Source organism: Streptomyces sp. NPDC004126, assembly GCF_050275515.1.
Taxonomy (GTDB): Bacteria; Actinomycetota; Actinomycetes; order Streptomycetales; family Streptomycetaceae; genus Streptomyces.
The window spans coordinates 9,735-36,444 of record NZ_JBNNPF010000041.1; the positions used below are offsets into that span (position 1 = coordinate 9,735).

The window sequence follows — 26,710 nt, forward strand, 5'->3', positions numbered from 1 at the left end:
CGCCCGTACCCCCCTGTTTCAGCGCAGCAGGATCGAGGGGTCCTCGGCCGCCCTGGGGACCGAGACCGTGGAGCGGTCGTCGCCGAAGGCCTGGACGGTGAACATCGGGATCCCGTCGTGCGGCAGGGTCAGGGTGCGGGCCGCGTGGACGGGGCCCCCGGACAGGGTCTCGACGGTCAGGGCGTAGGGGCCCTTGCCGCCGGAGGGGGCCGGCGGCGGGGTGACCGCGCGGGTGGTGCCGCCCTTGAGGGTGATCTCCGTGGCGGTGCCCTGCCCGCCCTCGGTGCCCGGGGAGGCGGTGACGCGGACCTTCGCGTCGGCGCCGGAGGCGGTGAGGGTGAGGACGGTGGTCTTGTCGTCGGCCCGGTTGTCGGTGACGGTGGCCCGCTCGCCGACGGGGGCGCTCGCGGGGACGAAGGCCAGTTCCTGCTTGGTGCCGGTGCCGCGGACCACGCGCAGGGCGGCGACGACGGGTACGGCCTTCTTCGGGTCGGCGGGGGCCAGCAGCAGGGAGCCGGCCTCGCCCCGGGTCACGTCGCCGAGGTCCAGGGTCTCGGTCATGCCGCCCTTGAGGTGGAGGCGTTCCTTGCCGGCCGGGCTGATGGGGCCGGTGGGGCCGGACAGCTTCACGGTGAGGTCGGCGTCGTCCTCGCCGGGGGCGAAGGCGACCAGCCGTACGGAGATGGCGTCGGCCGGGATCCCGGGCAGGACCAGGGTGTCCGCCGGGCCCCCGGAGGCCGGGAGCCAGTCGGCGCCGGTGCCGTCCTCGGCCACGTGCACGGATGCGCCGACCCGGCCGGAGCGCGCCGTGACGTGCGCGGTGGCGTCCGCGAGCTGGCTGTCGGGGGCCAGCTGGGCCAGCGACACCTTGGTGGTGGACCGGGGGGCGACGTCGTAGACGGGGTCGGGGGTGCCCGGCTTGTCCTTGAGCAGGCCGTCGGGGCCGTGCAGCTTGATGGCCACCTCGGCGACGGTGTCGTCGGGGTTGGTGAGGTGGACGTAGTCCTGGCGGCCCTTGGCGGTGCCGACGCCGGGGAACCAGAAGTCGGTGCCGGGCGCGGTGCAGGCCAGCCCGAGGAGGCCGCGCGCGTGGCCGGCGGACACCTTGGTGGTCTGCTGGGCGGTCCAGCCCGGGGCCAGGGCTCCCTCGGCGGCGCCCGTCAGCGCCGGTGCCTCCGCGCCGGAGGCGGTGGCCGCGGCGGGCTTGCCGGGCTCCTTCAGGTCGAGGACCGCCTTGCCGTCCTTGTCGGCCAGCCGGGCCGTGCCGGCGCCGCCGCCCTTGCCGGGGGTGAGGGAGGTGTACGTGGTCTCGGCGATGTCGGAGGAGCTGGGCGCGGGGCACACCAGCACGGAGCGTTCCACCGGCATCCGGGCGGCGGCCGCCCGCCCGGCGCCGTCGGCCGGGGTGGCGGCGGGGGCGGTGAGGAAGGCCAGCCCGGTGGCGGCGGCCAGCGCCGCCGTCACGGCCGCGAGCGTCAGGGGGGCGCGCTGCTTCACTGGTGGCTCCCGTCCGGACGCGGGTGGTGCTGTCCGTAGGCGTCGTACTGCTGCTCGTACTCGTACGGGTGGGGCTGCTGTTGCTGCGGGAAGTGCGGTTGTCCCCCGGGCGGGGGGTACTGCCCGTAGGCGTCGTGGGCGGGCTGCGGCTGGTGCGGCTGCTGCGCCTCGTACGGGTGGGGCTCCTGGTAGGCGTACGAGTCCTCGCCGTAGACCTGCTGCGCGGGGATCTGCGCGTAGGGGTCGACGACGGCCTCGGCCGGGACCGGCTCCGGGTCGGGCGCGCCGGCCGGTCCGGTCCGGCGGCGGCGGCCGTGGCCGTGGCCGGGCTCGCCGGGGCGGTCCCCGGCGGGGGCGGCGCCGGGCTCGGTCTCCTCGGGCAGGTCGTCGTCGAGGCGGGCGCGGCGGCCGGGCAGGGCCATCACGAGGAGCAGCAGGGCGAGGGTGCCCTGTGCCCAGTGCCAGGCGGTGCGGGTGGAGGAGTCCTGGTGGACGAGGTCGAGGTGGCCGGCGTCGGTGGGCAGGGCGAAGCCCTGGGCCCAGCCGTCGACGGTCCGGGGGGTGAGGGGTTCGCCGTCGAGGGTGGCCCGCCAGCCGGCGTCGGCCCGGTCGGCGATGCGCAGGGTGCGGCCCTCGGGGCCGGCCGGGAGGTCGGCGTGGACCTCGACGGGGCCGGCTTCGACGGTGAGGGTGGCGGTCTGGCCCTGCCGGGCGGGGACGATCGCGACGCGGGAGGTGAGCCGTTCGACCTCCCACAGGGCGGTGCCGTCGTTCTGGTGGCGCTGTTTGAGGCCGGGGGTGCCGTCGAGGATGCGGCGCATGGGGGCGGAGCCGCCGGCCGGGATCATCACGTAGCGCACGGCGAAGGCGCTGAGCTGCTCGGACTGGTTGGCTCCGGAGCCGGAGACCAGGCTGGAGACGGCTTTGGCGAGGCGGGGTTCGGGGCCGGCCGCGGCGAGGAGTTCTCCGTCGCCGAGGCGGGCGCCGGAGCCGCGGACCAGGGCGTAGGAGACGGTGGCGGGCGAGTCTCCGTCGAGGACGAGGGTGCGGGTGCGGTTGGTGTCGCCCGAGTGCTCGGCGACGACGGCGGGGACCTGGACGGGGTCGCGCCGTGCCAGCGGTCCGTCGGCGCCGGCGGCGGCCCAGGCGGCGGCGAGGAGCAGCGGTCCGGCGGCGGCGGCGAGGGCGGTCAGGGCGGCGAGCGGCTGGCGCCAGCCGAAGCTGCGGGCGGCGACGCGGTACTTGGCGCCGTCGGCGCCGAGTGCGGCGGCCGCGAGGAGTCCGAGCCCGTACAGGAGGGTGCCGGGGCCGGCCCAGCCGGTGCGGTTGAGGAGGACGGCAAAGAGCAGTCCGGCGAGGGCGGCGGTCCAGGCGGTGCGGACGGCGAGGCGCCGGTCGGCGCGGAGCAGGGCGGCGAGGGCGGCGAGGAGGACGCCGGCGAGGAGGAGCGGGCCGGTGGTGCCGGGGCCGCCGGGGTCGGCGGTGAGGAGGCCGAGGGGGGTGGCGGAGCCGGTGCCGTAGGGCAGTCCGGCTTCGCGCAGGAAGCGGCCAGGGCGGGTGAGGAGGCCGAGGGACCAGGGGGCGAGGACGGCCAGGGGTACGGCGAGGACGGCGAGCAGGCGGGGGGCGTACGTCTTCCAGTGCGCGCGGCGCGCGAGGACGGCGGCGGTGCCGAGGACGGCGGCGAGGGGCCATGCGACGGGGGTGAAGGCGGTGGCCGGGGTGAGCAGCAGGGCGTACGTCCACACCGCGCGGCGGCCGCTGCCGGGTTCGGCGTCGGTGAAGCCGTGGGCGGTGGCGGCGGAGCGGGCGATGAGCGGCAGGAGCACGGCGAGGACGGCGGTGCCGAGGCGGCCGCCGGCGAGGGCTCCGGTGACGGCGGGGAGGAAGGCGTAGCCGACGGCGGCCCAGGCGCGCAGCAGGCGGGAGGTGACGAGGGGCCGGGAGGCGAAGTAGGCGGTGAGGCCGGCGAGGGGGACCGCGCCGACGAGGAGCAGGGTCAGGGCGGCCTGGGTGGAGCCGAGGAGGAGGGCGGAGAGGCCGGCCAGGACCGCGAGGTAGGGGGGTGCTCCGGCGGTGGTGCCGGTGCCGACGGGCTGCCAGTCGCCGGTGTAGGTGTGCCAGAGGCCGCCCGCGCCGGAGGGGGCGGGGAGCAGGGCGCCGCCCGTGAGGCTGCCGCCGCCGATGAGGGCGCGGCAGGCGACGAGGGAGACGAGGAGGAGGCCGGCGAAGAGGGCGGGTGAGGGGTTGCGGGCGATCCGCTTGAGCCGGCCGGGCCGGCCGGTGTCGAGGTGGTCGGCGTCGTCGCCGCCGGGGCCGGGTTCGAGGGCTGCGCCGTGCCGGGCGGCGGGGGCGGGGTCGTCGTCGCGTCCGGAGCCGAGGTGGGCGGCGAGCTGTTCGGCGCCGGCGCGGAGGGTGGCGCCGGGCGGGGGGAAGAGGGGGCGGAGTTCGGCTGCGGGGACGGCGGGGCGGCGGCGGGCCCGCCGGGCGGTGAGGATCCGGCCGGGGCGGAGCAGGGTGGTGAGGAGTCCGGTGAGTTCGTCGACGGCCTGGCCGGGGGCTTTGCCGAGGAGGTAGCCGAGGGTGCGCAGCAGGGTGCCGAGAACCAGGCGCAGCAGGACGTAGGGCAGGGCGCGGCCGGGGGTGTTGGCCAGCAGGGTGTGGACGGCGCCGGCCTTGTCGACGCGGTGGGGGCTGACGGCGGAGCGGCCGGCGCAGTCGACGGTGCGGCGTTCCCGGGCGGCGGCTTCGGCGTGCCGCAGGACGGCGTCGGGGGCGACGAGGACGGTGTGGCCGGCGCTGTGGGCGCGCCAGCAGAGGTCGACGTCGTCGCGCATCAGGGGCAGGCGGCGGTCGAAGCCGCCGAGGGCGTCGTACACGTCGCGGCGTACGAGCATGCCGGCGGTGGAGACGGAGAGGACGGGGCGGACCTGGTCGTGCTGGCCCTGGTCCTGTTCGCGGCGGTCGAGGCCGGTCCAGCGGCGGCCGCTGCGGGCGATGGTGACGCCGGCTTCGAGGAGTTGCCTGCGGTCGTACCAGCCGCGGAGTTTGGGGCCGATGACGGCGGCCTCCGGGTTGCCGTCGGCGACGCGCAGGAGTTCGGTGAGGGCGTCGGGTTCGGGTGCGCTGTCGTCGTGGAGCAGCCAGAGCCACTGGACGGGTTCGCCGTGGGGGAGGTCGGGGAGGTCGTAGGCGTCGTCGCGCCAGGTACGGCTGACGGGGTCCCAGCCGCTGGGGCGCTTGAGGTACGGGAGTTCCTCGGGGGTGAGGGTGCCGGCGCTGCGGGCGGCTTCGTCGACGGCGGCGCCGAATCCGGTGCGGCGGGCGAGGTGCAGGACGCGGTCGTCGCCGAGGGCTTCGGCGAGGAGGCGGGCGGAGTCGTCGGCGCTGCCGGTGTCGGCGGCGACGTGGTTCTGCGCGGGGCGTTCCTGGGCGAGGAGTCCTGCGAGGGTCTCGGGCAGCCAGCGGGCTCCATCGTGCGCGACGAGGACCGCGGTGACGACGTGCCGGGGGAACTCGGGGGTGGCGGCCGCCTGCTGGGAGGCCGGCGAGCTGCTGTGCGGGGACATCGCGGTACGGGCCCTCCGGCCTGGGGATCCGGGGGTGTTGTGCCCTCGGAGGCTGCTGGACAGCGCCCCACACTAACGGCTGGGAAGGGGAGGGTACGCCGCGTCGGGAGAAGGTCCGGAACGCGACGGTCCGCCTCCTGCGGGGAAGGTGCGGGAGGCGGACCGTTTGCTCAGTCTGTCGTTGTTTCCGTTGCTTTCGGTGGTGCTTCCGGTGGTGCTCCGGGACCGTTTCGGATCGCCGGTCGTCGCCGCTCTCAGACCGCGGCCTTTTTCAGCCGGCGCCGCTCGCGCTCGGACAGGCCGCCCCAGATGCCGAATCGCTCGTCGTTGGCGAGGGCGTACTCAAGGCATTCGGAGCGGACCTCGCAGGCGAGGCAGACCTTCTTGGCTTCGCGGGTGGAGCCGCCCTTCTCGGGAAAGAAGGATTCGGGGTCGGTCTGCGCGCACAGTGCGCGCTCCTGCCAACCGAGCTCCTCGTCCGCCTCTTCGACCAGCAGTTCCTGAAACAGCTCGGTCATGTGCGCCCCTCGCTCTGTCTGTGCGTCCCCGTGATGTTGCCGTTACTGATCGCCGAGTAACGACACGAGTGAAATTACAAGTGTGTGGCTCCTGTGCAGTCAAGCCGAGATCTGCTATTGGGGCCCTTATTCACTCTGCGGAACCAAGCGTATACAGAAAGTGTTCATATCGCCAAAAATCGTGACACAAGCCACAGGCTGTCCGCGGCTGCCGCCCTCGTTCGAGGTCGACGCGTCACCCCGAGGAGGGGTTGCGATTCGGCCGAAGATGCAGCCGAGATCACATTCCGATCACGAGTGACGCCGACGGGTTTGATCTCGGTTCCCGTTGAGTCGGAGCGGCACATCCCCTGGCTGCGGGTGCACAAACCTTTCTCCGCGCACAGTAACCGGATGAGGTGAAACTTTTCCCTCAAACCGGACATTGGGTTGACAGTCCGGCCCTCCGCCCGGTCTCCTTGTCCTCATGTCAGCGCCCGCAGCCGCCACCCGGACCCCCATTCGTGGGTTCCTGTGCGCTGCCCAGGTTCGCTGTTGCTGTTGCAGCTGTTGATGCCCCCGGAGCCCCTGGCTCCGCTGCGCTCCGGCCACTCCCCCACAGCAACCGCCCGGCACGACTGACACCCGTCGAGGACACCCCCACGATGAACAGCGCCTCCGCACCCTCCGCCACCCCCGCGCCCGCCGCCTCCGCGCCCGCGACCGCCCAGGCCGCCGTCGTCGAGAGCGACCTCCAGATCGCCGGCGACATCCTCGCCGTCCAGCACCTCCTCCAGCCCGCCCGCGAACACCCCGCCACCGTCGCCGAGTTCGCCGGCCTCGCCCGGTCCATCGCCGAGGACCGCGCGAGCTGGGAACACCTCGTCCAGTACGACGCCACCACCCGCTGGTACCACCGCCTGCGCACCGGCCCCGGCTACGAGGTCTGGCTGCTCAGCTGGGTCCCCGGCCAGGGCAGCGGCCTCCACGACCACGGCCGCTCCTCCGGCATCCTCACCGTCCTCGACGGCGAGCTCACCGAGCACACCCCCCGCGGCCGGCTCAGCCACCGCGCCGGCTCCCAGCGCGTCTTCGCCCCCGGCTACGCCCACGAGGTCGTCAACGACACCCTCGACGGAGCCGTCAGCCTGCACGTCTACTTCCCCGGCCTGACCGAGATGCCGATGCACAGCTGCTCCCCGGCCCGCGAGGAGCACGTACCCGCCTGACAAACTGCGGGGTATGCGCATTGTTGTTCTGGCCGGCGGCATCGGCGGCGCCCGTTTCCTCCGCGGACTCAAGTCCGCCGTCCCCGACGCGGACATCACCGTCATCGGCAACACCGGTGACGACATTCACCTGTTCGGGCTCAAGGTGTGCCCCGATCTGGACACGGTGATGTACACCCTCGGCGGTGGCATCAACGAGGACCAGGGCTGGGGCCGCACCGACGAGTCCTTCACCGTCAAGGAAGAACTCGCGGCGTACGGGGTCGGACCCACCTGGTTCGGCCTCGGCGACCGCGACTTCGCCACCCACATCGTCCGCACCCAGATGATCGGCGCCGGCTACCCGCTCAGCGCCGTCACCGAAGCCCTCTGCGACCGCTGGCAGCCCGGCGTCCGGCTGCTCCCCATGTCCGACGACCGCGTCGAGACCCACGTCGCCGTCACCGACCCGGAGACCGGCGAACGCCGCGTCGTCCACTTCCAGGAGTACTGGGTCAAGCTCCGCGCCTCCCTCGACGCCGAAGCCGTCGTCCCCGTCGGCGCCGAACAGGCCAAGCCCGCCCCCGGCGTCCTCGACGCCATCGCCGGCGCCGACGTCATCCTCTTCCCGCCGTCCAACCCCGTCGTCTCCATCGGCACCATCCTCGCCGTCCCCGGCATCCGCGAGGCCCTCGCCGCCTCCCCGGCACCCGTCGTCGGCCTCTCCCCCATCGTCGGCGGAGCACCCGTACGGGGCATGGCCGACAAGGTCCTCGCCGCCGTCGGCGTCGAAACCACCGCCGCCGCCGTCGCCCGCCACTACGGCTCCGGCCTCCTCGACGGCTGGCTCGTCGACACCTCCGACGCCGCGGCCGTCACCGAAGTCGAAGCCGCCGGCATCCCCTGCCGGGCCGTCCCGCTGATGATGACCGACACCGACGCCACCGCCGCCATGGCCCGCGCCGCACTGGACCTCGCGGAGGCCGCCCGGTGACCGTCCCCTCCTACGAGGTGCGGGCCGTCCCCGGCATCCCCGAGGTCCGGCCCGGCGACGACCTGGCCCGCCTCATCGCCGACGCGGAGCCCGGCCTGCGCGACGGGGACGTCCTCCTCGTCACCTCGAAGATCGTCTCCAAGGCCGAGGGGCGCATCGTCCGCGCCGACTCCCGCGAGGACGCCATCGACGCCGAGACCGTACGCGTCGTCGCACGCCGCGGCACACTGCGGATCACCGAGAACCGCCGCGGACTGGTCATGGCGGCCGCCGGCGTCGACGCCTCCAACACCGAACCCGGCACCGTCCTGCTGCTGCCCGAGGACCCCGACGCCTCGGCCGCCGCGATCCGCGCCGGACTGCGGGCCGCGCTCGGCGTCGACGTCGGCGTCGTCGTCACCGACACCTTCGGCCGGCCCTGGCGCTCCGGACTGACCGACGTCGCCATCGGCGCCGCCGGGGTACGCGTACTCGACGACCTGCGCGGCGGCACCGACGCCCACGGCAACCCGCTCAGCGCGACCATAGTGGCCACCGCCGACGAGCTCGCCGCCGCCGGCGACCTCGTCAAGGGCAAGGCCGCCGGACTGCCCGTCGCCGTCGTCCGCGGACTCGGACACGTACTCGGCGACGGCTCCACCGCCGCCGACCTGGTCCGCGCGCCCGCCGACGACATGTTCCGCCTCGGCACCTCGGAAGCCGTACGGGAAGCCGTCACCCAGCGCCGCACCGTACGCGCCTTCACCGACGACCCCGTCGACCCCGGCGCCGTACGCCGAGCCGTCGCCGCGGCCGTCACCGCCCCCGCACCGCACCACACCACCCCGTGGCGGTTCGTCCTGCTGGAGTCGGCCGCCGCCCGCCTCGAACTGCTCGACGCGATGCGGGACGCCTGGATCGCCGACCTGCGGCGCGACGGCAAGTCCGAGGAGTCCATCGCCAAGCGGGTGCGCCGCGGCGACGTGCTGCGGAACGCCCCGTACCTCGTCGTGCCCTGCATGGTCACCGACGGCGCCCACGACTACGGGCACGCCCGGCGGGACGCCGCCGAACGGGAGATGTTCGTCGTCGCCATGGGCGCCGGCGTGCAGAACTTCCTCGTCGCCCTGGCCGGGGAGCGGCTCGGCTCGGCGTGGGTGTCCTCGACGATGTTCTGCCGCGACGTCGTGCGCAAGGTGCTCGCGCTGCCCGACGACTGGGACCCCATGGGGGCCGTCGCGGTCGGCCGCCCGGCAGCCCCCGCCGCCGAACGGCCGGCGCGGACGCCGGAGGCCTTCATCGAGGTGCGGTAGGACTCCCTAGAGGAGGCCGATGTCGCCGCGCGGCATCCGGGGCGTGCGGCGGGGCGGGGTGCGCCCCGCCAGCAGCACGAGCCGGGCCGCGCGGTGGCGCTGCCCCTCGTACGGGGCCAGCAGCTCCAGCATCCGGGCGTCGTCGGCGTCCCGCTCGCCCGCGAGGGCGTAGCCGATGATCCCGGGCAGGTGCAGGTCGCCGGTGGTCACCGCGTCTGGAGCACCGTTGCTGCGCTGGAGGGTCTCCGCCGAGGTCCACGGCCCGATGCCGGGCACCGCCTCCAGCCGGGCCGCGGCGGGCCCCGGCTCCATCGCGGCCGCCTCCTCCAGGCGCGCGGCCACCCGGGCGGCCCGCACGATGGTGCCCGAACGCTTCATGTCCACCCCGGCACGGTGCCAGTCCCAGGAGGGGATCAGCGCCCAGTCCCGGGCGTCGGGCATCACGTACAGCTCCCCCGCGAGCGGCCCGGGCGCGGGCGTCCCGTACTGGCGGACCAGGCGGCGCCAGGCCCGGTACGCCTCGTCGGCGGTGACCTTCTGCTCCAGCACGGTCGGGATCAGCGACTCCAGCACCAGCCCGGTCCGGGTCAGCCGCAACCCCGGACGGCGGCGGTGACTGGCGTGCACCAGCCGGTGCCGGGGTACGAAGACGGCCGGATCGTCGGCGGCCCCGAGCAGCGCGGGAAGGTTCTCCAGCAGCCAGTCCCGCCCGGGCCCCCACGCCTCGGCGTCGGCCCCGTCGGGGGTCGCGGCCACGCGGAGCGTGGCGGGGCCGTCGGGGGTGCGGGTGGCCCGCCAGACGGAACCGTCGGGGGTGGTCCGGAACGTCGGATCCCCGGGCCCCCGCCGCAGCGGCCCCAGCACCAGCCCGAGGTCCAGCGGGCCGCCGGGGTTCCAGCTGCGGGTCTTCCCGCCGGCGCTTGCGGGCCGCCCCAGGCCGGGGGGTACGGCGGTATGCCCACCGCGGACGGTGGTCCGGGTGACGGGGGTGGAGGGGGTGAACCGGCCGGCCATGCGTCGAGCGTAGCGGGGTGGGGTGGGGGCGGGATCCCCTTGGACCGGATCGGGGAGGGTTTGGGGGTTTCCCGTCAGTCCCATCGTCCTTCCGCTTCGGCCCGGTCCCTCAAGGGCGCTCCCTCCGGTCGCGTCGCTTCGCGATGGCCTTCGGCCACCCTTGACCGACCGACCCGAACCGGAAAGCCGAAAGACTGCCGGGAAACCCCCAAAAGGAACGGTCACAGGGGGAGAGAAGCGAGAAACGGTTCCGTCAGCGATGAGGCGAGGGGCCGGGCGCCGGCCGACCGGGCATACGGGCCCTCAGATGTCGTGGTCCCGGGCCGGGTGCGCGGCTACCCGCACGAGAGGCCGACCAGACCAGCCCAGGAGTCCGGCAGGCGCGTCAGATCGCTACGCGCTCCTCGCATCTCAGCGTCCGACGACCGCCTGGGGCTGATGCCTGCACCAGAGGCCGAAAAGCCCAGCCCAGGCAGCCGACAGGCGCATCAGATCGCTACGCGCTCCTGACGTCTCAGCGTCCGACGACCGTCCGGGGCTGCTCTGTCAGCAGTTGACGTCCGTCGTGGCTTCGCACGTGGGGGTGGTTGTCGTCGAGGGCGTCGAGGAGTCGGATGGCGTAGACCTCGGACATGCGCTCGGCCACCTCGTCGGGTGTGAGCCACTGGACTGCCGTGCTTTCGCCGGAGAGGCGTTCCGTGCCGCCGGAAGGCTTGCAGCGGAAGACCAGTGCCACCACGCCGGCCGTGACGTTCTTGTACACACCGGTGAGCCGGTCCACTTCGACGTGGATGCCGGTTTCCTCCAGCACTTCCCGCCGCACGCCGTCTTCAGGGGTTTCCGCCAGCTCCAGCACACCGCCTGGCGGCTCCCACGTCCCGTTGTCGGCTCGGCGGATGGCCAGCAGTCGGCCGTCATCACGCACCACCACCCCGGCAACCGACACGGAATGACGTGGCATTGACCTACCCGACGGGACGCCGTTACTCATGGACATGAGCGTAGAGGGCCCGAATGCCCGGCAGTCCGACGGCCGTCCGGGTCCGGCGCTAGGCGTTGAAGTCGTATTCCAGGACGTAGGAGGCGGAGTCCAGGGTCATTGCGTTGACCTCAACGGCCCGGCCGTCCTCGGCGAACGCGGTGCGGACGATGTCGATGACGGGCGTGCCCATGGAGAGGGCCAGATGTTCGGCCTCGTCGGCGGAAGGCATGCGACACCGGACCTCCTCACGGAAGTGGACGGGCTTGTGGCCCAGCTCGGCCAGCCTTGCGTATGTGCCACCAGGTCCGGTCTCAGGCTGAGTGATGGCGGAGTCGGCCACGATGTCTGACGGCAGGTAGGACGTCGCAAGGAGCACCGGCTTGCCGTCGAGTACGAACCGACGGCTGCGCACCCAGACCGCAGACCCGTCCGGAACGCCGAGAGCTGCGGCGATCTCGTCGCTTGACGGCTCTACGTACACCTCGACCTGATCGACGACGAGCTCTCGGTCTTCGCTGTCCGTCGACCAGATGGAGCGTCCCGACCCCCACCGCTCCTGCGCGAGGCGCTGGATACCGTGCCGTCGCAGGGGCCTGAAGGCCCGGACGAAGACGCCGGCGCCCTTGCGCGCCTCCGCGAGGCCTTCGTTCTGGAGCACGCCGAGGGCCTGTCGTGCGGTCATCCGGGCGACGTCGTAGGTGGCCATGAGGTCGTTCTCGCCCGGCAGACGGTCGCCCGGGCCGTACTCGCCCGACCGGATCGCCGCCCTCAGCGCGTCGGCAATCCGCTGGTACTTCGGCTGGCGAGTGCCGCCCTGGCTGGTCATCGAAACGATCACTCCTTCTCCTCTCTAGACACCCTAGGGCCAGAGGTAAGGCACCGCACGCATCAGCCTTGCAGGCGAACGTCTCTAGAGACCTATTGACGAGAACGAGGGAATTGGCTTCACTGGAAACATCTCTAGAGATGCCGCCTCTGAAGCGCAACGGAGAGGTGTACCCGTATGCGTCTGACGTTCGTCAGTACGGAAGGATCCGAGGTCTTCGCCCATCACTGCTCCTGCCGAACGGCTGCCAGAGTCGGAGACCCCAGCGAAGACCTCCTGGACCGCGCACAGGCCGGCTGGGAGCGCTTCCTCAACACGTTCGAGGCGGCGTCCGATGAGTGAGTGCTACGAGAACGTCTCCGACACCGGCATCGAGCGCTGGATGGAGCTCGCCTACATCCGGGGCGCATCGGGTCGTGAGTTCACCACCGCCGTGGCCAACGTCGAACCCGCCTACGACCAGCCCCAGACGGCCGACGGTCGCCGAAATCAGAGAAGCGCGTAGCGATCTGACGCGCCTCTCGGCTCCCTGGGGTGCTCTTTTCGTCCTCTGGTGCGGGTATCAGCCACGGGCGGTCGTCGGACGCTGAGAAATGAGGAGCGCGTAGCGATCTGACGCGCCCCTCGGCCCCCTGGGCTGCTCTGGTCGGCCTCTCGTGCGGGTAGCCCCGCACCCGGCCCGGAGTCACGACATCTGAGGGGCCGGATGCCCGATGTGCCGGCGCCCGGCCCCTCGTCTCGTCTCCGACGGAACCGCTTCTCGCCTCTCTCCCCCTGTGACCGTTCCTTTTGGGGGTTTCCCGGCAGTCTTTCGGCATTCCGGGGCGGGACGGCCTGTCAAGGGTGGAGCGCAGCGACATCGCGAAGCGACGCGACCGAAGGGAGCGCCCTTGACAGGACGGCCCGACACGGAAGGACGATGGGACTGACGGGAAACCCCCAAACCCTCCCTGATCCGGTCCAGGGGGATCCCGCCTCCAACCCCCTACCGCCCCTGGAGCTTTGCCGATGTGGTGCGGGTCGGGGGGAGTTGGTTGTAGAGGAGGCGGCCCGGGCATTCGGTGGCGAAGCCGTCGCGGTGGCCCGAGATGACGTTCAGCTTGACGTTGCTGCCCTTCGGGTAGCGGTTGCCGCCGCCCGACTTGAGGGTGGTCTTCGCCCTCGGGTCCGCCCCGAAGAGGCCCAGCTTCCACGCCGTCAGGCGGGCCACGGCGTCCACCGCCGGGGCCGGCGGGGCCGTGGAGGTGTAGGTGCCGATCACGGCGATGCCCATGCTGTCCGCGTTGAACCCCATGGTGTGCGCGCCGAGCACCGGCTTGGCGACTCCGCCCGCCCGGCCCTCGTAGACCGTTCCGCACTTGTCGACGGCGAAGTTGTAGCCGAAGTCGCGCCAGCCGCTGCTCACCACGTGGTAGCGGTACAGGCTGCGCAGCACCGCCGGGGCGTCCTTGCAGGCGTAGTTGTTGCCGGAGGCGGTGTGGTGGACGAAGGCGGCCTTGACGGTGCTGGTGTAGACGAAGCCCGTCTCGCGCAGGGACTCGTCCGCGCCCCAGCCTCGACGGGTGACGATCTTCGGGCGGGGGCCGATGTACGGCGCGGCGGCGGCGGTGAGTTCGCCGTCGCTGGCGAAGACGGCGTCGGCCGTGGAGTCCGCCTTGTTCAGGGCGGGGATCTCCAGGGCTCCGAGCGGGGCGTGCGGGAGGTTGGCGGAGGAGGCCTCCGCCATCTCCATGGTCATGCCGGTCTGTACCGCGGTGTCGCCCTTGTCGTCGTCCGAGTCGCCCGAGTCGCCCAAGTCATCCGGGTCGTCCGCGGGGCGCTGTGCCGGGCGGGTCGTGGTGGTGCCGGTGCCGTTCTTGCCGTCCAGGACGGCCACGGGCGCGGCCGAGCCCGGGTCGACGAGTTCGATCCGCATGCCCGACGGCAGTCGGGACGCCGACCGGGTGGTGCCGGTCTCCGCCTGGACGCGTACCTCCACGGCGTCGGAGGCGCCGACCCACAGGGGGGCGGTGCTGCCGCGGACGCGGCCGGTGCCGCGTTCCGTCGCGTCGGGGTCGGCGGCGTGTTCGCCGTTGTGGGTGTCGAGGTCCTGCCAGTCCGACCACTGCCGTGTGCCGACCGCGCGGGTACGGACCTGGACGCTGCCGACGAGCGGGGTGGTCACGTCGTCCCAGACGAGGCCGACCAGCGAGAACGTCTTGACCTCGCGCGCCGCCAGGCCCCGGGTCTCGGCCGGGTCCGGTGCGGTGCTCATGCCGGGCACGCCGGGGATGCGGGCGCCCGAGGGCGCCAGGGGGACGAGCGGCAGCGACTGGGTGGATCCGGCTGGGTCCGCCGGGACCGACTCGGCCTGGGCAGGAGTGGATAGCGCGAGCGGCAGGGCCAGTGCGGCAGCCGTCGCGACGCCGATGGAGGAAGCAAGGAATCCGCGCATGGAAGCGATGCTGGGCACAGCCTCCACGAAGCGCCATCGGAGAACTGACGATCCGTCCGACGATCAGTGCGGCCGCCGACCCTCGTACGGGCGAGCCGCCACCCGCCGTACGGGGGACGGGCCCGCGTACGCTGGGCCGGGTGAACGCCACTGACCGCACCCCTGCCGACCTGCTGCGATCCGCGCTCGCCGCCGATCCGGGCCGCCCGCTCGTGACCTTCTACGACGACGCCACGGGCGAGCGCGTCGAATTGTCCGTCGCCACCTTCGCCAATTGGGTGGCCAAGACCGCCAATCTGCTCCAGGGCGACCTGGGCGCCGAGCCGGGCGACCGGCTCGCGCTGCTGCTCCCGGCGCACTGGCAGAGCGCCGTGTGGCTGCTCGCCTGTGCGTCCGTCGGGGTGGTGGCCGAGGTGGGCGGGGATCCCGCCGGTGCCGACCTGGTGGTGAGCGGGCCGGACACCCTGGAGGAGGCCCGGGCCTGTTCCGGGGAGCGGGTCGCGCTCGCGCTGCGTCCGCTGGGCGGGCGGTTCCCGCAGCCGCCGGCCGGGTTCGCGGACTACGCGGTGGAGGTGCCGGGGCAGGGCGACCGGTTCGCCCCCTTCGCGCCGGTCGACGCCGACGGCCCGGGCCTGGTGGTGGGCGGCGAGGAGCTCAGCTACGCGGAGGTGGTCGAGCGGGCGCGGGCGGACGCGGCCGGCCGGGGCGCCGGCGAGGGTGCCCGGGTGCTGTCGGGCCTCGGCTACGACAGCTGGGAGGGGCTGTCGGCCGGGCTGTACGGGGCGCTGGCCACGGGCGGCTCCGTGGTGCTGTGCCGGAACCTGGACGCGCTGTCGCCGCAGGCGCTGGAGCAGCGCGTCGAGAGCGAGCGCGTCACCCTCCGGGTCTGACGGCACGCCCTCCCGGGGGCTGCGCGGCGGCCGTGCCGCGATTTGTCACCCGCATGGCCCTTGCCCGACCCCTGTCCCCGGGCCTTCGACGCCGCCCGGGGGCAGGATCGGCTCCAGGCCGTGCTCACCCGTACGGCCGGTCGCCGGCAGGGTGAGGGGACGGAGCGCGAGTGACGGGCAGCGGCGCGGGCATACCGTTCGGCGCCGGGGTCGACGGAGGCAGTGGGAGGCCTCCGCACGGGCGCCGGCGGCGGCTGCTGCGCTGGGTGGGGCTGGGGCTGGTGCTGCTGGTGCTGGCGGGGGCGGCGGCGGGCTGGTGGGTGTACGCCAAGCTCGACGGGAACATCACGGAGGACACCTCCGCGGAGGCGGAGCTGCGGCGCTACGAGCGCGAGCGCCCGGCGCACTTCGGGGCCGGCGCCCAGAACATCCTGCTGATCGGCTCGGACTCCCGGTCGGGCACGGCCAACTCGCGCTACGGGCAGGACGAGGGCACCCAGCGTTCGGACACCACGATCCTGCTGCACCTGCCGGCGGACCGCGGGAGCGCGACGGCGGTGTCGATACCACGGGACCTGATGGCGGAGGTCCCGAGCTGTCTGAAGCCGGACGGCACCCGGACCGGTGAGCGGTTCGCGCAGTTCAACTGGGCGTTCCAGTGGGGCGGGGCCGCCTGCACGATCCGTACGGTCGAACGGCTGACCGGGATCCGGATCGACCACCACATGGTGGTGGACTTCGGCGGGTTCAAGAAGATGGTCGACGCGGTCGGCGGGGTCGAGGTGTGCCTGGAGCGGCCGGTCGTGGACGAGGAGGCGCACCTCAGGCTCCCGGCGGGGCGGCAGCTGCTCCGGGGCGAGCAGGCGCTCGGGTTCGTCCGGGCGCGGTACGGCCTGGGTGACGGCAGTGACACCGAACGGATGGAGCGCCAGCAGCAGTTCCTGGGCTCGCTGGTGGAGAAGGTGAAGAGCAACGGGGTGCTGCTGAACCCGGCGCGGCTGTATCCGCTGCTGGACGCGGCCACCTCGTCGGTGACCACCGATCCGGGGCTGGCGTCGCTGCGGGGCCTGTATGAACTCGTACGGGGTGTACGGGACATACCGACCGATCAGGTCAAGTTCCTGACGGTGCCGCGTCGCCCGTACGCGGCGGATCCGAATCGGGACGAGCTCGTCGAGCCGGACGCGGCCCGGCTGTTCCAGCAGTTGCGCATGGACCGGCCGCTGACGATCACCTCTGCGGAGCCGGATGCGCAGGTCCGGCGGGAGCCGGATCCGGAACCTGATCCGGAGCCTCGTGCGGGGTCCTCGGAGCCGGTCCGGGAGGGCGCCGGACCGGCCACGGCGACCGGCCCGGCGGCGGCCTCGCCGGAGCCGTCGCCGACCAGAAGCGGAAGCCCCGTGGGGGTCACGCCGGTGCCGACTTTCACGGGAACCACGGCGGCCGCGGCCGGCTGCCGGTAAAGCAATCCAAAAGCCCGGGGTCCGGCCGAGCCCGATGGGTGGTTTGGCCCGTTATAGAGAGAGTGGATTTTGTCACCAGCATGGTTTGGGGCTGACCTGGCCGGATAAGGTGAGCGATCCGGTGCACCGGCCGTGACAGGGGCCTTGCACCAGCAGCCGGATCGTTGACCGCGCGCCTGGGGGGAGGCGCGTCGCGAAGCACCGACGGAGGATTCGAACAACCGTGGATGCGCAAAGCCGTGGGCGGGCGGACGAGATCGACCCCGCAGACCAGTGGGTGCTCAATCCCCGCACCGGCAACTACGAACTGCGACTGGGCCATTCCGCTGCGCAGCAGCACACGGTCGCCGCGCCCCGCAGATCCCGCAGGACCGCCACGGCTCCCTCCGCGCCGACCGCTCCCTCCCCGGCCGTACCCAAGCCCCGCCGCGGCGAAGGCCTGCCCGGCGGGCGGCGCGGCGGGCGTCCGCGCAAGGGCGGCGGTCCACCCCGGCGGCGCAAGGTGCTGGTGGCGACGGGCGGGACGCTGGCGCTGCTGCTGGTCGGCGGCGGGCTGGGCTCGTACCTCTACTACGAGCACCTGAACGGCAACCTGAAGGTCATCGACACCGGTGGCGCGGGCGCCGGTTTCAAGAAGGACCAGCCGATCAACATCCTGGTGATCGGCACCGACAAGCGCAGCGGCAAGGGCAACGAGGGCTACGGGGACGCGGAGAGCGTCGGGCACGCCGACACCACGATCCTCTTCCACGTGTCCAAGGACCGCACCAACGCGACGGCGCTGTCCATCCCGCGCGACCTGATCACCGACATCCCGGCCTGCCCGACGAAGCAGTCGAACGGTTCGGTGAAGGACATCGCGGGCACCAAGGGGACCCGCTTCAACAACAGCCTGGGGCAGGAGGGGCGCGACCCGGGCTGCACGATGCGCACGGTCAAGCAGCTGACCGGCATCGAGGTCGACAACTTCATGATGGTCGACTTCAACGCGGTGAAGAACCTGAGCACGGCGGTGGGCGGGGTGCCCGTCTGCGTGGAGAAGGACGTCAACGACCGCGATTCCAAGCTGAACCTGAAGGCGGGCGAGCACCGCCTCCAGGGCGAGCAGGCGCTGGCCTTCGTGCGGACGCGGCACGCGTTCGGCAACGAGAGCGACCTGGACCGGATCAAGACCCAGCAGCAGTTCCTGGGTTCGATGATGCGGGAGATGAAGTCCAAGGAGACGCTGACCAGTCCGAAGAAGTTCGTGTCGCTGGCGGAGGCGGCCACCAAGTCGCTGACGGTGGACCAGGGGCTGGGGTCGATCGGGAAGCTCACCGACCTCGCGGGTGAGTTGAAGGACATGAACCTCAAGAACATCACCTTCACCACGCTCCCGGTGCTCGACAACCCGAACGAGCCGGTGAACCGCAAGTCGACCGTGGTCCTCAACGCGGCGCCCGCCGAGGAGCTGCTGCGGATGATCCGCGCGGACGTCTCGCTCACCGAGGTCGAGAAGAAGGAGGCGGCGGCGAAGGAAGCGGCCGACGCCGACGCCAAGGCCCGGCAGGACGCGGTGCTGCAGGGCAGCCGCGCGCCCGCGGGTGACGTCCGGGTGGACGTGTACAACGGCGGTGGGCCGCCGGGATCGGCCTCCACTACCCTGACCTGGCTGCAGAACAGCAAGGGCGTCCTCAAGGCCGGGAACCACGGCAACGCCTCCACCCGGCTGGGCGCCACCCAGCTGGAGTTCGCCCCGAACCAGGCCGACCAGGCCCGGGCGCTGGCGGACATGATGGGGCTGTCCGGTGCCGCGCTGAAGATGGGTTCCGTGGACGCGGGTCCGAGGACGCCGATGAAGCTGACGCTGGGTTCCGACTTCAAGGAGCCCGGGAAGCCGCTCGGCGCGCCGGAGGCCGCGCAGCAGGCGCCCGAGGGGCTCCAGCGGGTCGAGGCGGACAAGGCGGTCTGCGCGAAGTGAGCGGTCCGCGCCACGGGGGCGGACGGCTGTTAGGCACGCACGCACCAGCACCACCGATCTTTCGACCGGCCGGCGTATGACGGGCGGTAGCCGGTAGGACCGGCACCACACCGACCAGTAGTGATCTTGAGGGGGGACGCGTGAAGCACAGCAGCGTGCGGGGGGAGGGGGCGCCCGACCAGGCCGCCGACGGCATATCCGACGACGAGCGGAAGACCTCCGCATCGGTGCCCCCGCCCCGGAAGGGCTCGGGTACGGACCGGCCCGCGGAAGGCGGGATCCCGGTGCGGCGGCGGCGCCGCCGGGTGCTGTTCTGGGTGGCGTCCGTCATGGCGTTCCTGATCCTGGGGACGTCGGCGGCCGGGTACCTCTACTACCGTCACCTCGACGGCAACATCCGCAGCGGGCAGCGCCTGAGCGGCGAGAGCGGCGTGGAGAAGACCCACGCCAACGCCAAGGGCCAGCGGCCGCTGAACATCCTGCTGATCGGCTCGGACAGCCGCAACAAGCCGGAGAACGTCGAACTCGGCGGCAGCCGCGACACCGTGGGCAACCCCCCGCTCGCGGACGTGCAGATGCTGCTGCACGTGTCGGCCGACCGGGAGAACGCCTCCGTGGTGAGCGTCCCGCGCGACACCCGGCTCGAAATACCCGAGTGCACGGACCCGAAGACCGGCGAGAAGTTCAAGAAGACCCGGGCGATGATCAACGAGTCGCTCGGCCGGGGCGGCCCCGGCTGCACGCTGGCCACGTGGGAGAAGCTGACCAACGTCTACATCGACCACTGGATGATGATCGACTTCTCCGGTGTGGTGCAGATGGCCGACGCGGTCGGCGGCGTGCCGGTCTGCGTCAAGGACAACGTCTGGGACCGGCCGATAGCCACCTCCGGCGGCGGCTCCGGCCTCAAGCTCCAGAAGGGCACCACCCGGGTCAAGGGCGAGCAGGCCCTGCAGTGGCTGCGCACCCGGCACGCGTTCAGCAGCGACCTGGGCCGGGCGCAGGCCCAGCACATGTACATGAACTCGATGATGCGCGAGCTCAAGAGCCAGAACGCCTTCACCGACGTCGGCCGGATCACGGCGCTGGCCGAGGCCGGTACCAAGGCGCTGGAGGTCTCGGAGGAGATCGGCTCGGTCAAGAAGCTCTACAACCTGGCCATGCAGCTCAAGGACGTGCCGACCAACCGCATCACGATGACGACGATGCCGACCTTCCAGGACCCCTCGGACCCTGACCGGCTCGTGGTGAACCCGGCGGACGCCGACAAGCTGTGGACGATGCTCCGCAAGGACGTGGCCTTCGACAAGAACGGCACTCCGACCACCCCGGAGAGCCCCTCGGCGTCCGCGCCGGCCGCGTCGGCCTCGCCCTCCCCCGGGGCCTCGCAGCCGGGCCAGCCCGCGCCGTCGGGCCAGCCGTCCCAGCCGGGCCAGGCGCCGTCCGCGGCCCCGTCGACCGCGCCGGACAAGATCCAGGTGGACGTGGTCAACGGCACCGCCGTGGAGAAGATGCCGCTGGCGCCCCGGCGGGCGAACGTGGTGGCCGAGGCCCTGGTCTCCAAGGGCTTCACGGGGGCCCGCGCGGACAGCGCGCTGACCCCGGAGAAGGCCACCGTGGTGCGCTACCCGTCCCCCGACCTGGCCGACGAGGCGCAGAGCGTGGCGGCGGCCATGGGCATCCCGGGCACCGCAGTGCAGCAGTCGGCGGACGTCTCCAAGATCACCCTGGTCGTGGGCGGCGACTGGCGCGACGGCGCCGTCTACCCGCAGCAGGCGCCGCCGGAGGCCGGTTCCGTGCCGGACTCGGCCGACGCCCTCAACGGTTCGGACACCGGGGCCTGCATGGAGGTCTACAAGCCGTACCGGTGGTGAGCTGGCCCGGTCGAACGCGCAAGGGGTGACGCGGTCCGTGGAGGACCGGGTCACCCCTTGCGCCGTTTCCGGTTCCCGCGGCGGTGTCAGACCTTCACGGTCGGGTATCGGTGTCTCGTTACCGCGTACGGGGGAAACGGGTGCGCGGCGGACGAGCGGTACGGACAGCGGCTGATCGTATGGGCCTACTGTTCTGAAAAATCTGCCCGATGTGCCGGCCGGTCAGCACCGTGAGCGAACCGCCGGCTCCGTCCCCGTGCTGTCCCCCGCGGAGGTGTCCACCGTGCCCCAGCCGCACCGTCCCACCCCACCCGCCCGGCCCTCCCAGCCGCAGCGTGCGCGCGGCGGCGGCCGCCGGGGCCGGCGCCGGGACGGCCGGCCGCGGTGGGGGGTGCGGATCGCGGCCGGGATGTCGCTGGTGGTGCTGGGGTCCGGGGCGGTCGGGCACGCGGTGATGACCGGCCTGGACACCGGGATCGAACGGGTCGACCCCTTCAAGGACATGAAGAACCGCCCGCAGGCCGGGCACGGCATGAACTTCCTGCTCGTCGGCACCGACGGCCGCGACCGGATCACCCCGGAGGAGAAGCGCGCGTTCCGGCTCGGCGGCGCCCCCTGCCACTGCACCGACACGATCATGCTGGTGCACCTCTCCGCCGACCGGGAACGGGCCAGCGTCGTCAGCCTGCCCCGGGACAGCTACGCCGAGCTGCCCGCCCACCGCGACCCGGTGACCGGCAAACCGCACCGGCCGCACCCCGTGAAGCTCAACGCCGCCTACGCCGAGGGCGGGCCGAACCTGACCGTGCGCACCGTGGAGAACATGACCCGGGTCAAGATCGACCACTACCTGGAGGTGGACTTCAGCAGCTTCATGAAGACCGTGGACGCGATGGGCGGCGTGGAGATCTGCACCGTCAAGGCGCTGCACGACCAGAACACCGGCCTGGACCTGCTGCCCGGCACGCACCGGCTCAGCGGCGGCCAGGCCCTCCAGTACGTCCGCTCCCGCCATGTCGACGGGGCCTCCGACCTGGGCCGCATGCAGCGGCAGCAGCGGTTCGTCGCCGCCCTCGTCAAACAGGCCACCGGGGGCGGGGTGCTGCTCAACCCGGTGAAGTTCAAGGAGGTCAGCTCGACCCTGCTGGGCTCGGTGCGGGCCGACCGCGACTTCGGGTCGGAGCAGATGCTGGCGCTCGGCCAGGCCATGCGCGGCTTCACGCCCTCCTCGTCCGAGTTCGCCTCGGTGCCGGTCGGGGACGCCTCGTACCCGGTCAAGGGCATCGGCTCGACGGTGAAGTGGGACGGGCCGAAGGCGGCCCGGCTCTTCGAGGCGCTGCGCCAGGACCGGCCGCTCGCCCCGCCCCGGCCCGGCGGGGGCGCCGGCGGGCGGCAGCGGCCCGCCGCCGTGCCGGTGGACGTGCCGCCGCAGCAGGTCCGGGTCCAGGTGGAGAACGGGACGCGGATCGACGGGCTCGGCGGCCGGGTGGACGAGGCCCTGCGCGCCACCGGCTTCGACACCACCCGCGCCCCGGGCAACGCCGCCAGCCGCGACGTGAGGCGCACGGTGATCGCGTACGACCCGCGCTGGGACCGCTCCGCCCGCACGGTGGCGGCCGCGCTGCCGGGCAGCGAGCTGCGCGCGGTCGCCGGGCAGGGCCGCACGGTGCTGGTGACGGCCGGCTCGGAGTACCGCAAGGTGGTGCCGGTGCGGGCCGAGGACCCCTACCAGGACGGCGGGGCCCAGGCCGTCACCGGCGACCAGGTGGTGTGCGGGCCGTAGCCGTGGCCGCGGACGCCGGCTAAGCGGCGCGTTCCAGCAGGGAGACCGTCAGGCCGCGCACCGTCTTGCTCTCGACCACCTTGTAGTGGCTGCGCAGCGCTTCGGCCTGCCCCTTGGGGAGCTTGTGGTACGGGTTGTCCGTGCCGCTCCAGGTCACCACCCACACCCGGGGGGTGCCGCGCAGGCACTGGACGGGCTGGGCGCACTCCTTCGGGAACAGGTCGTCGCGCTCCAGCGCGGAGCGCTCCGCGAAGACGTCCCGGAGGTGGACGCGGTCCGGCAGGTAGTACTCCACCTGGAAGTCGATCATGAACACCCGGTCGTCGCCGCGGACCGGCACGAACCCGTCCCCGGGCCGGTAGCCCTTGGCGATGATCTTCGCGGCGGCCTGGCCGTCCTGGTCGACCCTGGCCCACTCGGTGCGCATCTGCCGCTGGTCGGGAAGGCCGAGGACGATCAGCGCGGCCAGCCCGAGCACGCCGGCCCGCCGCGGCCGCAGCGCGGCCAGCGCGGCGGCCGCGAGCACCACCCAGGCGGGCACGGTGAAGAGCAGGTAGCGGTCCATGAAGTACGAGGTGCTGCCCTGCGAGACCACCCAGGCGGCCACGATCGGGGCCGCGCCGGTCAGCAGGAGCTCCCCGGCGGGCCGCCGGCCCCGGCTCCAGGCGAGCGGGAGCAGCACCAGCGCGGCGAGGAGGAGGCCGGTCGTCGGGGAGCTGAAGAGGTTGCTCCACAGGTCGGCGAAGCTCCGCAGGTGCGGGGTCTTGATCCAGCTGATCTGCCGGGTGACCTGGCGCTGCCCCAGCAGCACCAGCGGCACCACGGGCAGCAGGCCCGCGGCCACCGTCACCGCGAACGCGACGACCGTGCGCCCGCGCCGGTCCCGCCGCCAGCGCAGCAGCACGATCAGGCCGTGCGGCAGCAGGATCAGCAGGGACACGACGTGGAACAGCCCGGCCGCCGCCACGGCGAGGGCGTACGGGGCCCAGCGCCGCAGGGCCGGACGCTCCAGCGCCCGCAGCAGCAGCCAGGTCGCGGCGCTGACGGCGAGCACGACGAAGGCGTACGAGCGCGCCTCCTGCCCGTACCGGGACACGGCCGGGACGAAGGCGAAGAGCAGCCCGGTGAAGACGGCCGTGCGGCGGTCGAAGAGCGTGCGGGCCGTCAGGACGGTGAAGGCGGCGGCACCGGCCACGGCGAGCGCCGACGGGAGCCGGAGCATGGCGAGGGAGTCCCCGAAGACGGAGACCCAGCCGTGCAGCAGGAGGTAGTAGGCGCCGGAGACGGCGTCCACGTGCTCCAGCATGTCGATCAGCTCGCCGGTGCTTCGCGAGGCGGCGTTCCAGCTGGCGAGCTCGTCCCGCCAGGGCTCGGCGCGGCCGATGCCGAAGGCGGCGACGGCCAGGGTCAGCAGGGCGGCCCACAGCCAGTCGAGGCGGGCCGGCAGCCGGCGGGGCGCCGCGGGCTCCTCGTCCGAGCCGGCGCTTCGGCGCCCGGCCGCACCGGCCGGGGAGTCGGGCAGCGTGCGTGCGGAGGTCATCGGGTGGAAGCGCCTTCTGGGGGCGGCAGGGCGCTCGACGGTCGCGGCGCGGCTGCGTACGGGTGGTCGGACGTCAGCGCAGCAGTCTACGGGGGCGTCACTGCCGCAGCCGAATGGATCACTCCTCGATGCCCTCGGCGGCCCGCCGCGCGCGCAGCTCGGTGATCGCCTGCCGGCGGGCGAGCCGGTGGGTGCGGCGGATCTGCGCCTCCTGGTAGCGGCGCTCGTCCTGCTCGGTCTCCGTGATCACGGGCGGGACCCGGCGGGGCTTGCCGTCGGAGTCCACCGCCGTGAAGACGAGGTAGGCGCTGCCGACCTGGGTGGCGGGGCTCGACTCGTTCCACCGCTCGGCGAGGACGCGCACGCCGACCTCCATCGAGGTGCGTCCGGTCCAGTTGACCTGCGCCCGGACGTGGACCAGGTCGCCGACGCGGACGGGGGCGAGGAAGGCCATCTCGTCCATGGAGGCGGTGACGGCGGGGCCGCCGGAGTGCCGCCCGGCCACGGCGCCGGCGGCGTCGTCGACCAGCTTCATGATCACGCCGCCGTGCACGGTGCCGAGCAGGTTGGTGTCGTTGGCCGTCATGATGTGGCTGAGGGTGGTCCGGGACGCCGAGATCGGCTTGCCCTCGGGTGCGTCCGGTATCTGTGTCATGCAACCACCTTAAGTGCGGCCCGTAGGCATCAGGTGTGCAACAGGCGCGGTACGAAGCACGGCCCGGGGTGTCGGGCGGTACTCCCGGCCGGGCATCCTTGTGCGCATGAGTGACTGGGACGGGTACGGCGAGCGCGATGCGCGGGGCCGCCGCGATGACGGGTACGGGCGCGGCAGCGGGCAGGCGCAGCCGGACGGTGCGCAGCGGATGCGCCACGTCCAGCGGCAGCCGCAGCAGCCGCAGCCGCAGCGCCCGGCGCGTCCGCCGGTCCCGCCGCAGGCCCCGCCGCCGGGCGGCCGTCCGGGGCGCGGGGTGCCGCAGCAGGCGCAGGGTCCCGGCTCCGGCTTCGACAGCGGCTACAACACCGGCCAGGTGTACGGGCGTCCCGCGGGCCCCGGCGGGCCGGGCCAGCGTCCGCCGGGCGGGCCGGGCAGGCCGCAGGGGCCGGCCCCGGACTGGCGCAAGCGGATCAAGATCGGTTCGATCGCGGTGGTCTCTGTACTCCTCGTGACCGGTATCGGCACCTACTTCTGGGCGGACTCGCAGGTGCGCCGCGAGGTGGACCTGTCGAAGGTCATCGAGCGCCCGAAGGAGGGCGACTGCACCACGTACCTGATCGTGGGCTCCGACAGCCGCGAGGGGATGTCCGACGAGGAGAAGAAGAAGCTCCACACGGGCTCCGCCGAGGGCAAGCGCACCGACTCGATGATGATCCTCGCGAAGTGCTCCAGCGGGAACACGATGATCTCGCTGCCGCGCGACTCGGACGTGGAGATCCCGTCCTTCGTCGGCTCCCAGTCGGGCAAGAAGTTCCCCTCGCAGGGGCGCCGGGTCAAGCTCAACGCCGCGTACGCGGAGGACGGCCCGGAGCTGCTGGTGCGGACGGTGGAGTTCAACACCGGCCTGCGCATCGACCACTACGCCGAGATCGGCTTCGCGGGCTTCGCGAACATCGTCGACGCGCTCGGCGGGGTGGAGCTGGACATCGAGCAGGGCTTCAAGGACGAGAAGTCGGGCGCCGACTTCAAGGCGGGCAAGCAGACCCTCAACGGCGAGCAGTCGCTGGCCTTCGTCCGCACCCGCTACGCCTTCGCCGAGTCGGACCTGCAGCGGACGAAGAACCAGCAGAAGTTCCTCTCCGCGCTCGCCAGCCAGGCGGCCACCCCGGGCACGGTCCTGAACCCCTTCTCCCTGTACCCGGTCATGGGCGCCGGCCTGGACACGCTGATCGTGGACAAGGACATGGGGCTGTGGGACATGGGGCAGATGTTCTTCGCGATGAAGGGCATCAGCGGCGGTGAGGGCGTGTCGATGAACATGCCGATCTCCGGTCAGCGCGGCGGCAACCTGGTCTGGGACAAGGCGAAGGTGCAGCAGCTGGTCAAGGAGATCCAGAACGACCAGAAGGTGACCGTCAAGGGGCAGTGACCCGGCCCCCGTCGGGTGGTGGAACGAAGGAGGAGGGGCACCCCGGGCGGGGTGCCCCTCCTCCTTCGTCGTCCGTCCGTGCGTTACTTGCCGGCGCGGGCGCGGAGCTTCCACGGCATGGCGATGGACTCCAGCTGGACGGCCAGGTTCATCTTGGACTCGCCGACGGTGCGGTCCTCGAAGTGGATCGGGACCTCCATCACCTGGAAGCCGCGGCGCAGGGCCTTGAACTTCATCTCCACCTGGAAGCTGTAGCCGGCGCTGCCGATCGACGCGAGGTCGATCGCCTTGAGCGCGCCGGCGCTCCACAGGTTGAAGCCGCCGGTGATGTCGCGGACGCGGGTGCCGAGGATGGTGCTCGCGTACGCGTTGGCCCAGCGGGAGAGCAGCTTGCGGTGCGCGCCCCAGGCGTCGGAGAGGGTGCCGCCCGGCACGTAGCGGGAGCCGACGACGAGACCGGCGCCGGTGGAGCGGGCGACGCCCAGCATCTCGGCGATCTTGCCGGCCGGGTGGGAGCCGTCGGCGTCCATCTGGAGGACGTACTCGGCGCCGTCCTCGACGGCCTTGGCCATGCCCGCCGCGTAGGCGCGGCCGAGGCCGTCCTTGGCGGTGCGGTGCAGGACGGACATGCGGGGCTTGCCGTCCTCGGTGAGGAAGCCCTCGGCGAGCTCGTCGGCGATCTTGCCGGTGCCGTCGGGCGAGGAGTCGTCGACGATCAGCAGGCGCAGGCCCGGCTGGTCGAGGCCCATGAGCAGCTCCACCATGCCCGGCAGGTTGCCCGCCTCGTTGTAGGTGGGCATGAC

20 protein-coding genes are annotated in these 26,710 nt (G+C 72.9%); 10 read left to right on the forward strand and 10 right to left on the reverse strand.

Features of this window, described 5'->3' with window-relative positions; translation table 11 throughout:
* Window positions 1–18: 18 nt before the first annotated feature.
* The 3 genes from ACQKM2_RS30230 to ACQKM2_RS30240 form a co-directional block, all read right to left on the reverse strand.
* Window positions 19–1,497, reverse strand: a complete 1,479-nt coding sequence (locus tag ACQKM2_RS30230; protein ID WP_427715222.1) for a DUF5719 family protein — start codon at window positions 1,495–1,497, stop codon at window positions 19–21.
* Entirely contained in the window at window positions 1,494–5,066 is a 3,573-nt protein-coding gene (locus ACQKM2_RS30235) for a glycosyltransferase (protein WP_427715224.1), read from the reverse strand. The genes ACQKM2_RS30230 and ACQKM2_RS30235 overlap by 4 nt, the downstream gene beginning before the upstream one ends.
* Window positions 5,067–5,320: 254 nt before the next feature.
* Entirely contained in the window at window positions 5,321–5,584 is a 264-nt protein-coding gene (locus tag ACQKM2_RS30240) for a WhiB family transcriptional regulator (RefSeq protein WP_003983763.1), read from the reverse strand.
* 644 nt (window positions 5,585–6,228) lie between these two features.
* On the opposite strand from ACQKM2_RS30240, the gene ACQKM2_RS30245 reads away from it, so the two are divergent.
* From ACQKM2_RS30245 to ACQKM2_RS30255, 3 genes are read left to right on the forward strand one after another with little or no spacing between them, the layout of a single operon-like run.
* A complete protein-coding gene (locus ACQKM2_RS30245; protein ID WP_427715229.1) occupies window positions 6,229–6,792 on the forward strand; it encodes a cysteine dioxygenase in 564 nt (187 codons plus the stop codon).
* A gap of 13 nt (window positions 6,793–6,805) precedes the next feature.
* Window positions 6,806–7,765 (forward strand): 2-phospho-L-lactate transferase, encoded by a 960-nt coding sequence (gene cofD / locus ACQKM2_RS30250; RefSeq protein WP_427715232.1) that lies wholly within the window; start codon window positions 6,806–6,808, stop codon window positions 7,763–7,765.
* Complete coding sequence (locus ACQKM2_RS30255; protein WP_427715234.1) at window positions 7,762–9,057, forward strand: coenzyme F420-0:L-glutamate ligase; 1,296 nt, start codon at window positions 7,762–7,764, stop codon at window positions 9,055–9,057. Before cofD ends, ACQKM2_RS30255 begins: the two co-directional genes overlap by 4 nt.
* Before the next feature lie 6 nt (window positions 9,058–9,063).
* On the opposite strand, the gene ACQKM2_RS30260 is transcribed toward ACQKM2_RS30255, so the two are convergent.
* The 3 genes from ACQKM2_RS30260 to ACQKM2_RS30270 all read right to left on the reverse strand — a co-directional run bounded on the left by ACQKM2_RS30260 (window position 9,064) and on the right by ACQKM2_RS30270 (window position 11,879).
* Window positions 9,064–10,071 carry a DNA-3-methyladenine glycosylase family protein gene (locus ACQKM2_RS30260; RefSeq protein ID WP_427715236.1) on the reverse strand — a complete coding sequence of 336 codons (1,008 nt, stop codon included), beginning with the start codon at window positions 10,069–10,071 and terminating at the stop codon, window positions 9,064–9,066.
* A gap of 514 nt (window positions 10,072–10,585) precedes the next feature.
* Entirely contained in the window at window positions 10,586–11,032 is a 447-nt protein-coding gene (locus tag ACQKM2_RS30265) for an NUDIX hydrolase (RefSeq protein WP_427715309.1), read from the reverse strand.
* Between the two features lie 88 nt (window positions 11,033–11,120).
* Entirely contained in the window at window positions 11,121–11,879 is a 759-nt protein-coding gene (locus ACQKM2_RS30270) for a GntR family transcriptional regulator (RefSeq protein WP_427715312.1), read from the reverse strand.
* A gap of 334 nt (window positions 11,880–12,213) precedes the next feature.
* Between ACQKM2_RS30270 and ACQKM2_RS30275 the strand changes: the two genes are divergently transcribed.
* Window positions 12,214–12,384, forward strand: a complete 171-nt coding sequence (locus tag ACQKM2_RS30275) for a hypothetical protein (protein ID WP_427715239.1) — start codon at window positions 12,214–12,216, stop codon at window positions 12,382–12,384.
* A gap of 480 nt (window positions 12,385–12,864) precedes the next feature.
* Here the strand turns inward: ACQKM2_RS30275 and ACQKM2_RS30280 are convergent, their stop codons facing one another.
* Entirely contained in the window at window positions 12,865–14,313 is a 1,449-nt protein-coding gene (locus tag ACQKM2_RS30280) for a peptidoglycan recognition protein family protein (RefSeq protein ID WP_427715241.1), read from the reverse strand.
* Between the two features lie 140 nt (window positions 14,314–14,453).
* Here ACQKM2_RS30280 and ACQKM2_RS30285 point away from each other — a divergent pair, with 140 nt between their 5' ends.
* From ACQKM2_RS30285 to ACQKM2_RS30305, 5 genes are all read left to right on the forward strand, one after another.
* On the forward strand, window positions 14,454–15,203 hold the full coding sequence (locus ACQKM2_RS30285) for a TIGR03089 family protein (protein ID WP_427715243.1): 750 nt from the start codon (window positions 14,454–14,456) through the stop codon (window positions 15,201–15,203).
* 170 nt (window positions 15,204–15,373) lie between these two features.
* Window positions 15,374–16,666, forward strand: coding sequence for an LCP family protein (locus ACQKM2_RS30290; protein ID WP_427715245.1), 1,293 nt, complete (start codon window positions 15,374–15,376; stop codon window positions 16,664–16,666).
* 223 nt (window positions 16,667–16,889) lie between these two features.
* Window positions 16,890–18,626, forward strand: a complete 1,737-nt coding sequence (locus tag ACQKM2_RS30295; protein ID WP_427715247.1) for an LCP family protein — start codon at window positions 16,890–16,892, stop codon at window positions 18,624–18,626.
* Window positions 18,627–18,955: 329 nt separating this feature from the next.
* Window positions 18,956–20,500, forward strand: coding sequence for an LCP family protein (locus ACQKM2_RS30300; RefSeq protein ID WP_427715314.1), 1,545 nt, complete (start codon window positions 18,956–18,958; stop codon window positions 20,498–20,500).
* A 391-nt stretch (window positions 20,501–20,891) separates the two neighbouring features.
* Window positions 20,892–22,283 carry an LCP family protein gene (locus tag ACQKM2_RS30305; RefSeq protein WP_427715317.1) on the forward strand — a complete coding sequence of 464 codons (1,392 nt, stop codon included), beginning with the start codon at window positions 20,892–20,894 and terminating at the stop codon, window positions 22,281–22,283.
* A gap of 19 nt (window positions 22,284–22,302) precedes the next feature.
* Here the strand turns inward: ACQKM2_RS30305 and ACQKM2_RS30310 are convergent, their stop codons facing one another.
* Window positions 22,303–23,823: a glycosyltransferase family 39 protein gene (locus tag ACQKM2_RS30310; protein ID WP_427715248.1), complete on the reverse strand. Its 1,521-nt coding sequence runs from the start codon at window positions 23,821–23,823 to the stop codon at window positions 22,303–22,305.
* Window positions 23,824–23,941: 118 nt separating this feature from the next.
* A complete protein-coding gene (locus tag ACQKM2_RS30315; RefSeq protein ID WP_427715251.1) occupies window positions 23,942–24,478 on the reverse strand; it encodes an acyl-CoA thioesterase in 537 nt (178 codons plus the stop codon).
* A gap of 106 nt (window positions 24,479–24,584) precedes the next feature.
* Between ACQKM2_RS30315 and ACQKM2_RS30320 the strand changes: the two genes are divergently transcribed.
* The gene (locus ACQKM2_RS30320) at window positions 24,585–25,907 is read left to right on the forward strand and encodes an LCP family protein (RefSeq protein ID WP_427715252.1); all 1,323 of its coding nucleotides are present in this window, start codon (window positions 24,585–24,587) and stop codon (window positions 25,905–25,907) included.
* Window positions 25,908–25,990: 83 nt separating this feature from the next.
* On the opposite strand, the gene ACQKM2_RS30325 is transcribed toward ACQKM2_RS30320, so the two are convergent.
* Window positions 25,991–26,707 carry a polyprenol monophosphomannose synthase gene (locus ACQKM2_RS30325; protein ID WP_427715320.1) on the reverse strand — a complete coding sequence of 239 codons (717 nt, stop codon included), beginning with the start codon at window positions 26,705–26,707 and terminating at the stop codon, window positions 25,991–25,993.
* Between the last annotated feature and the right edge of the window lie 3 nt (window positions 26,708–26,710).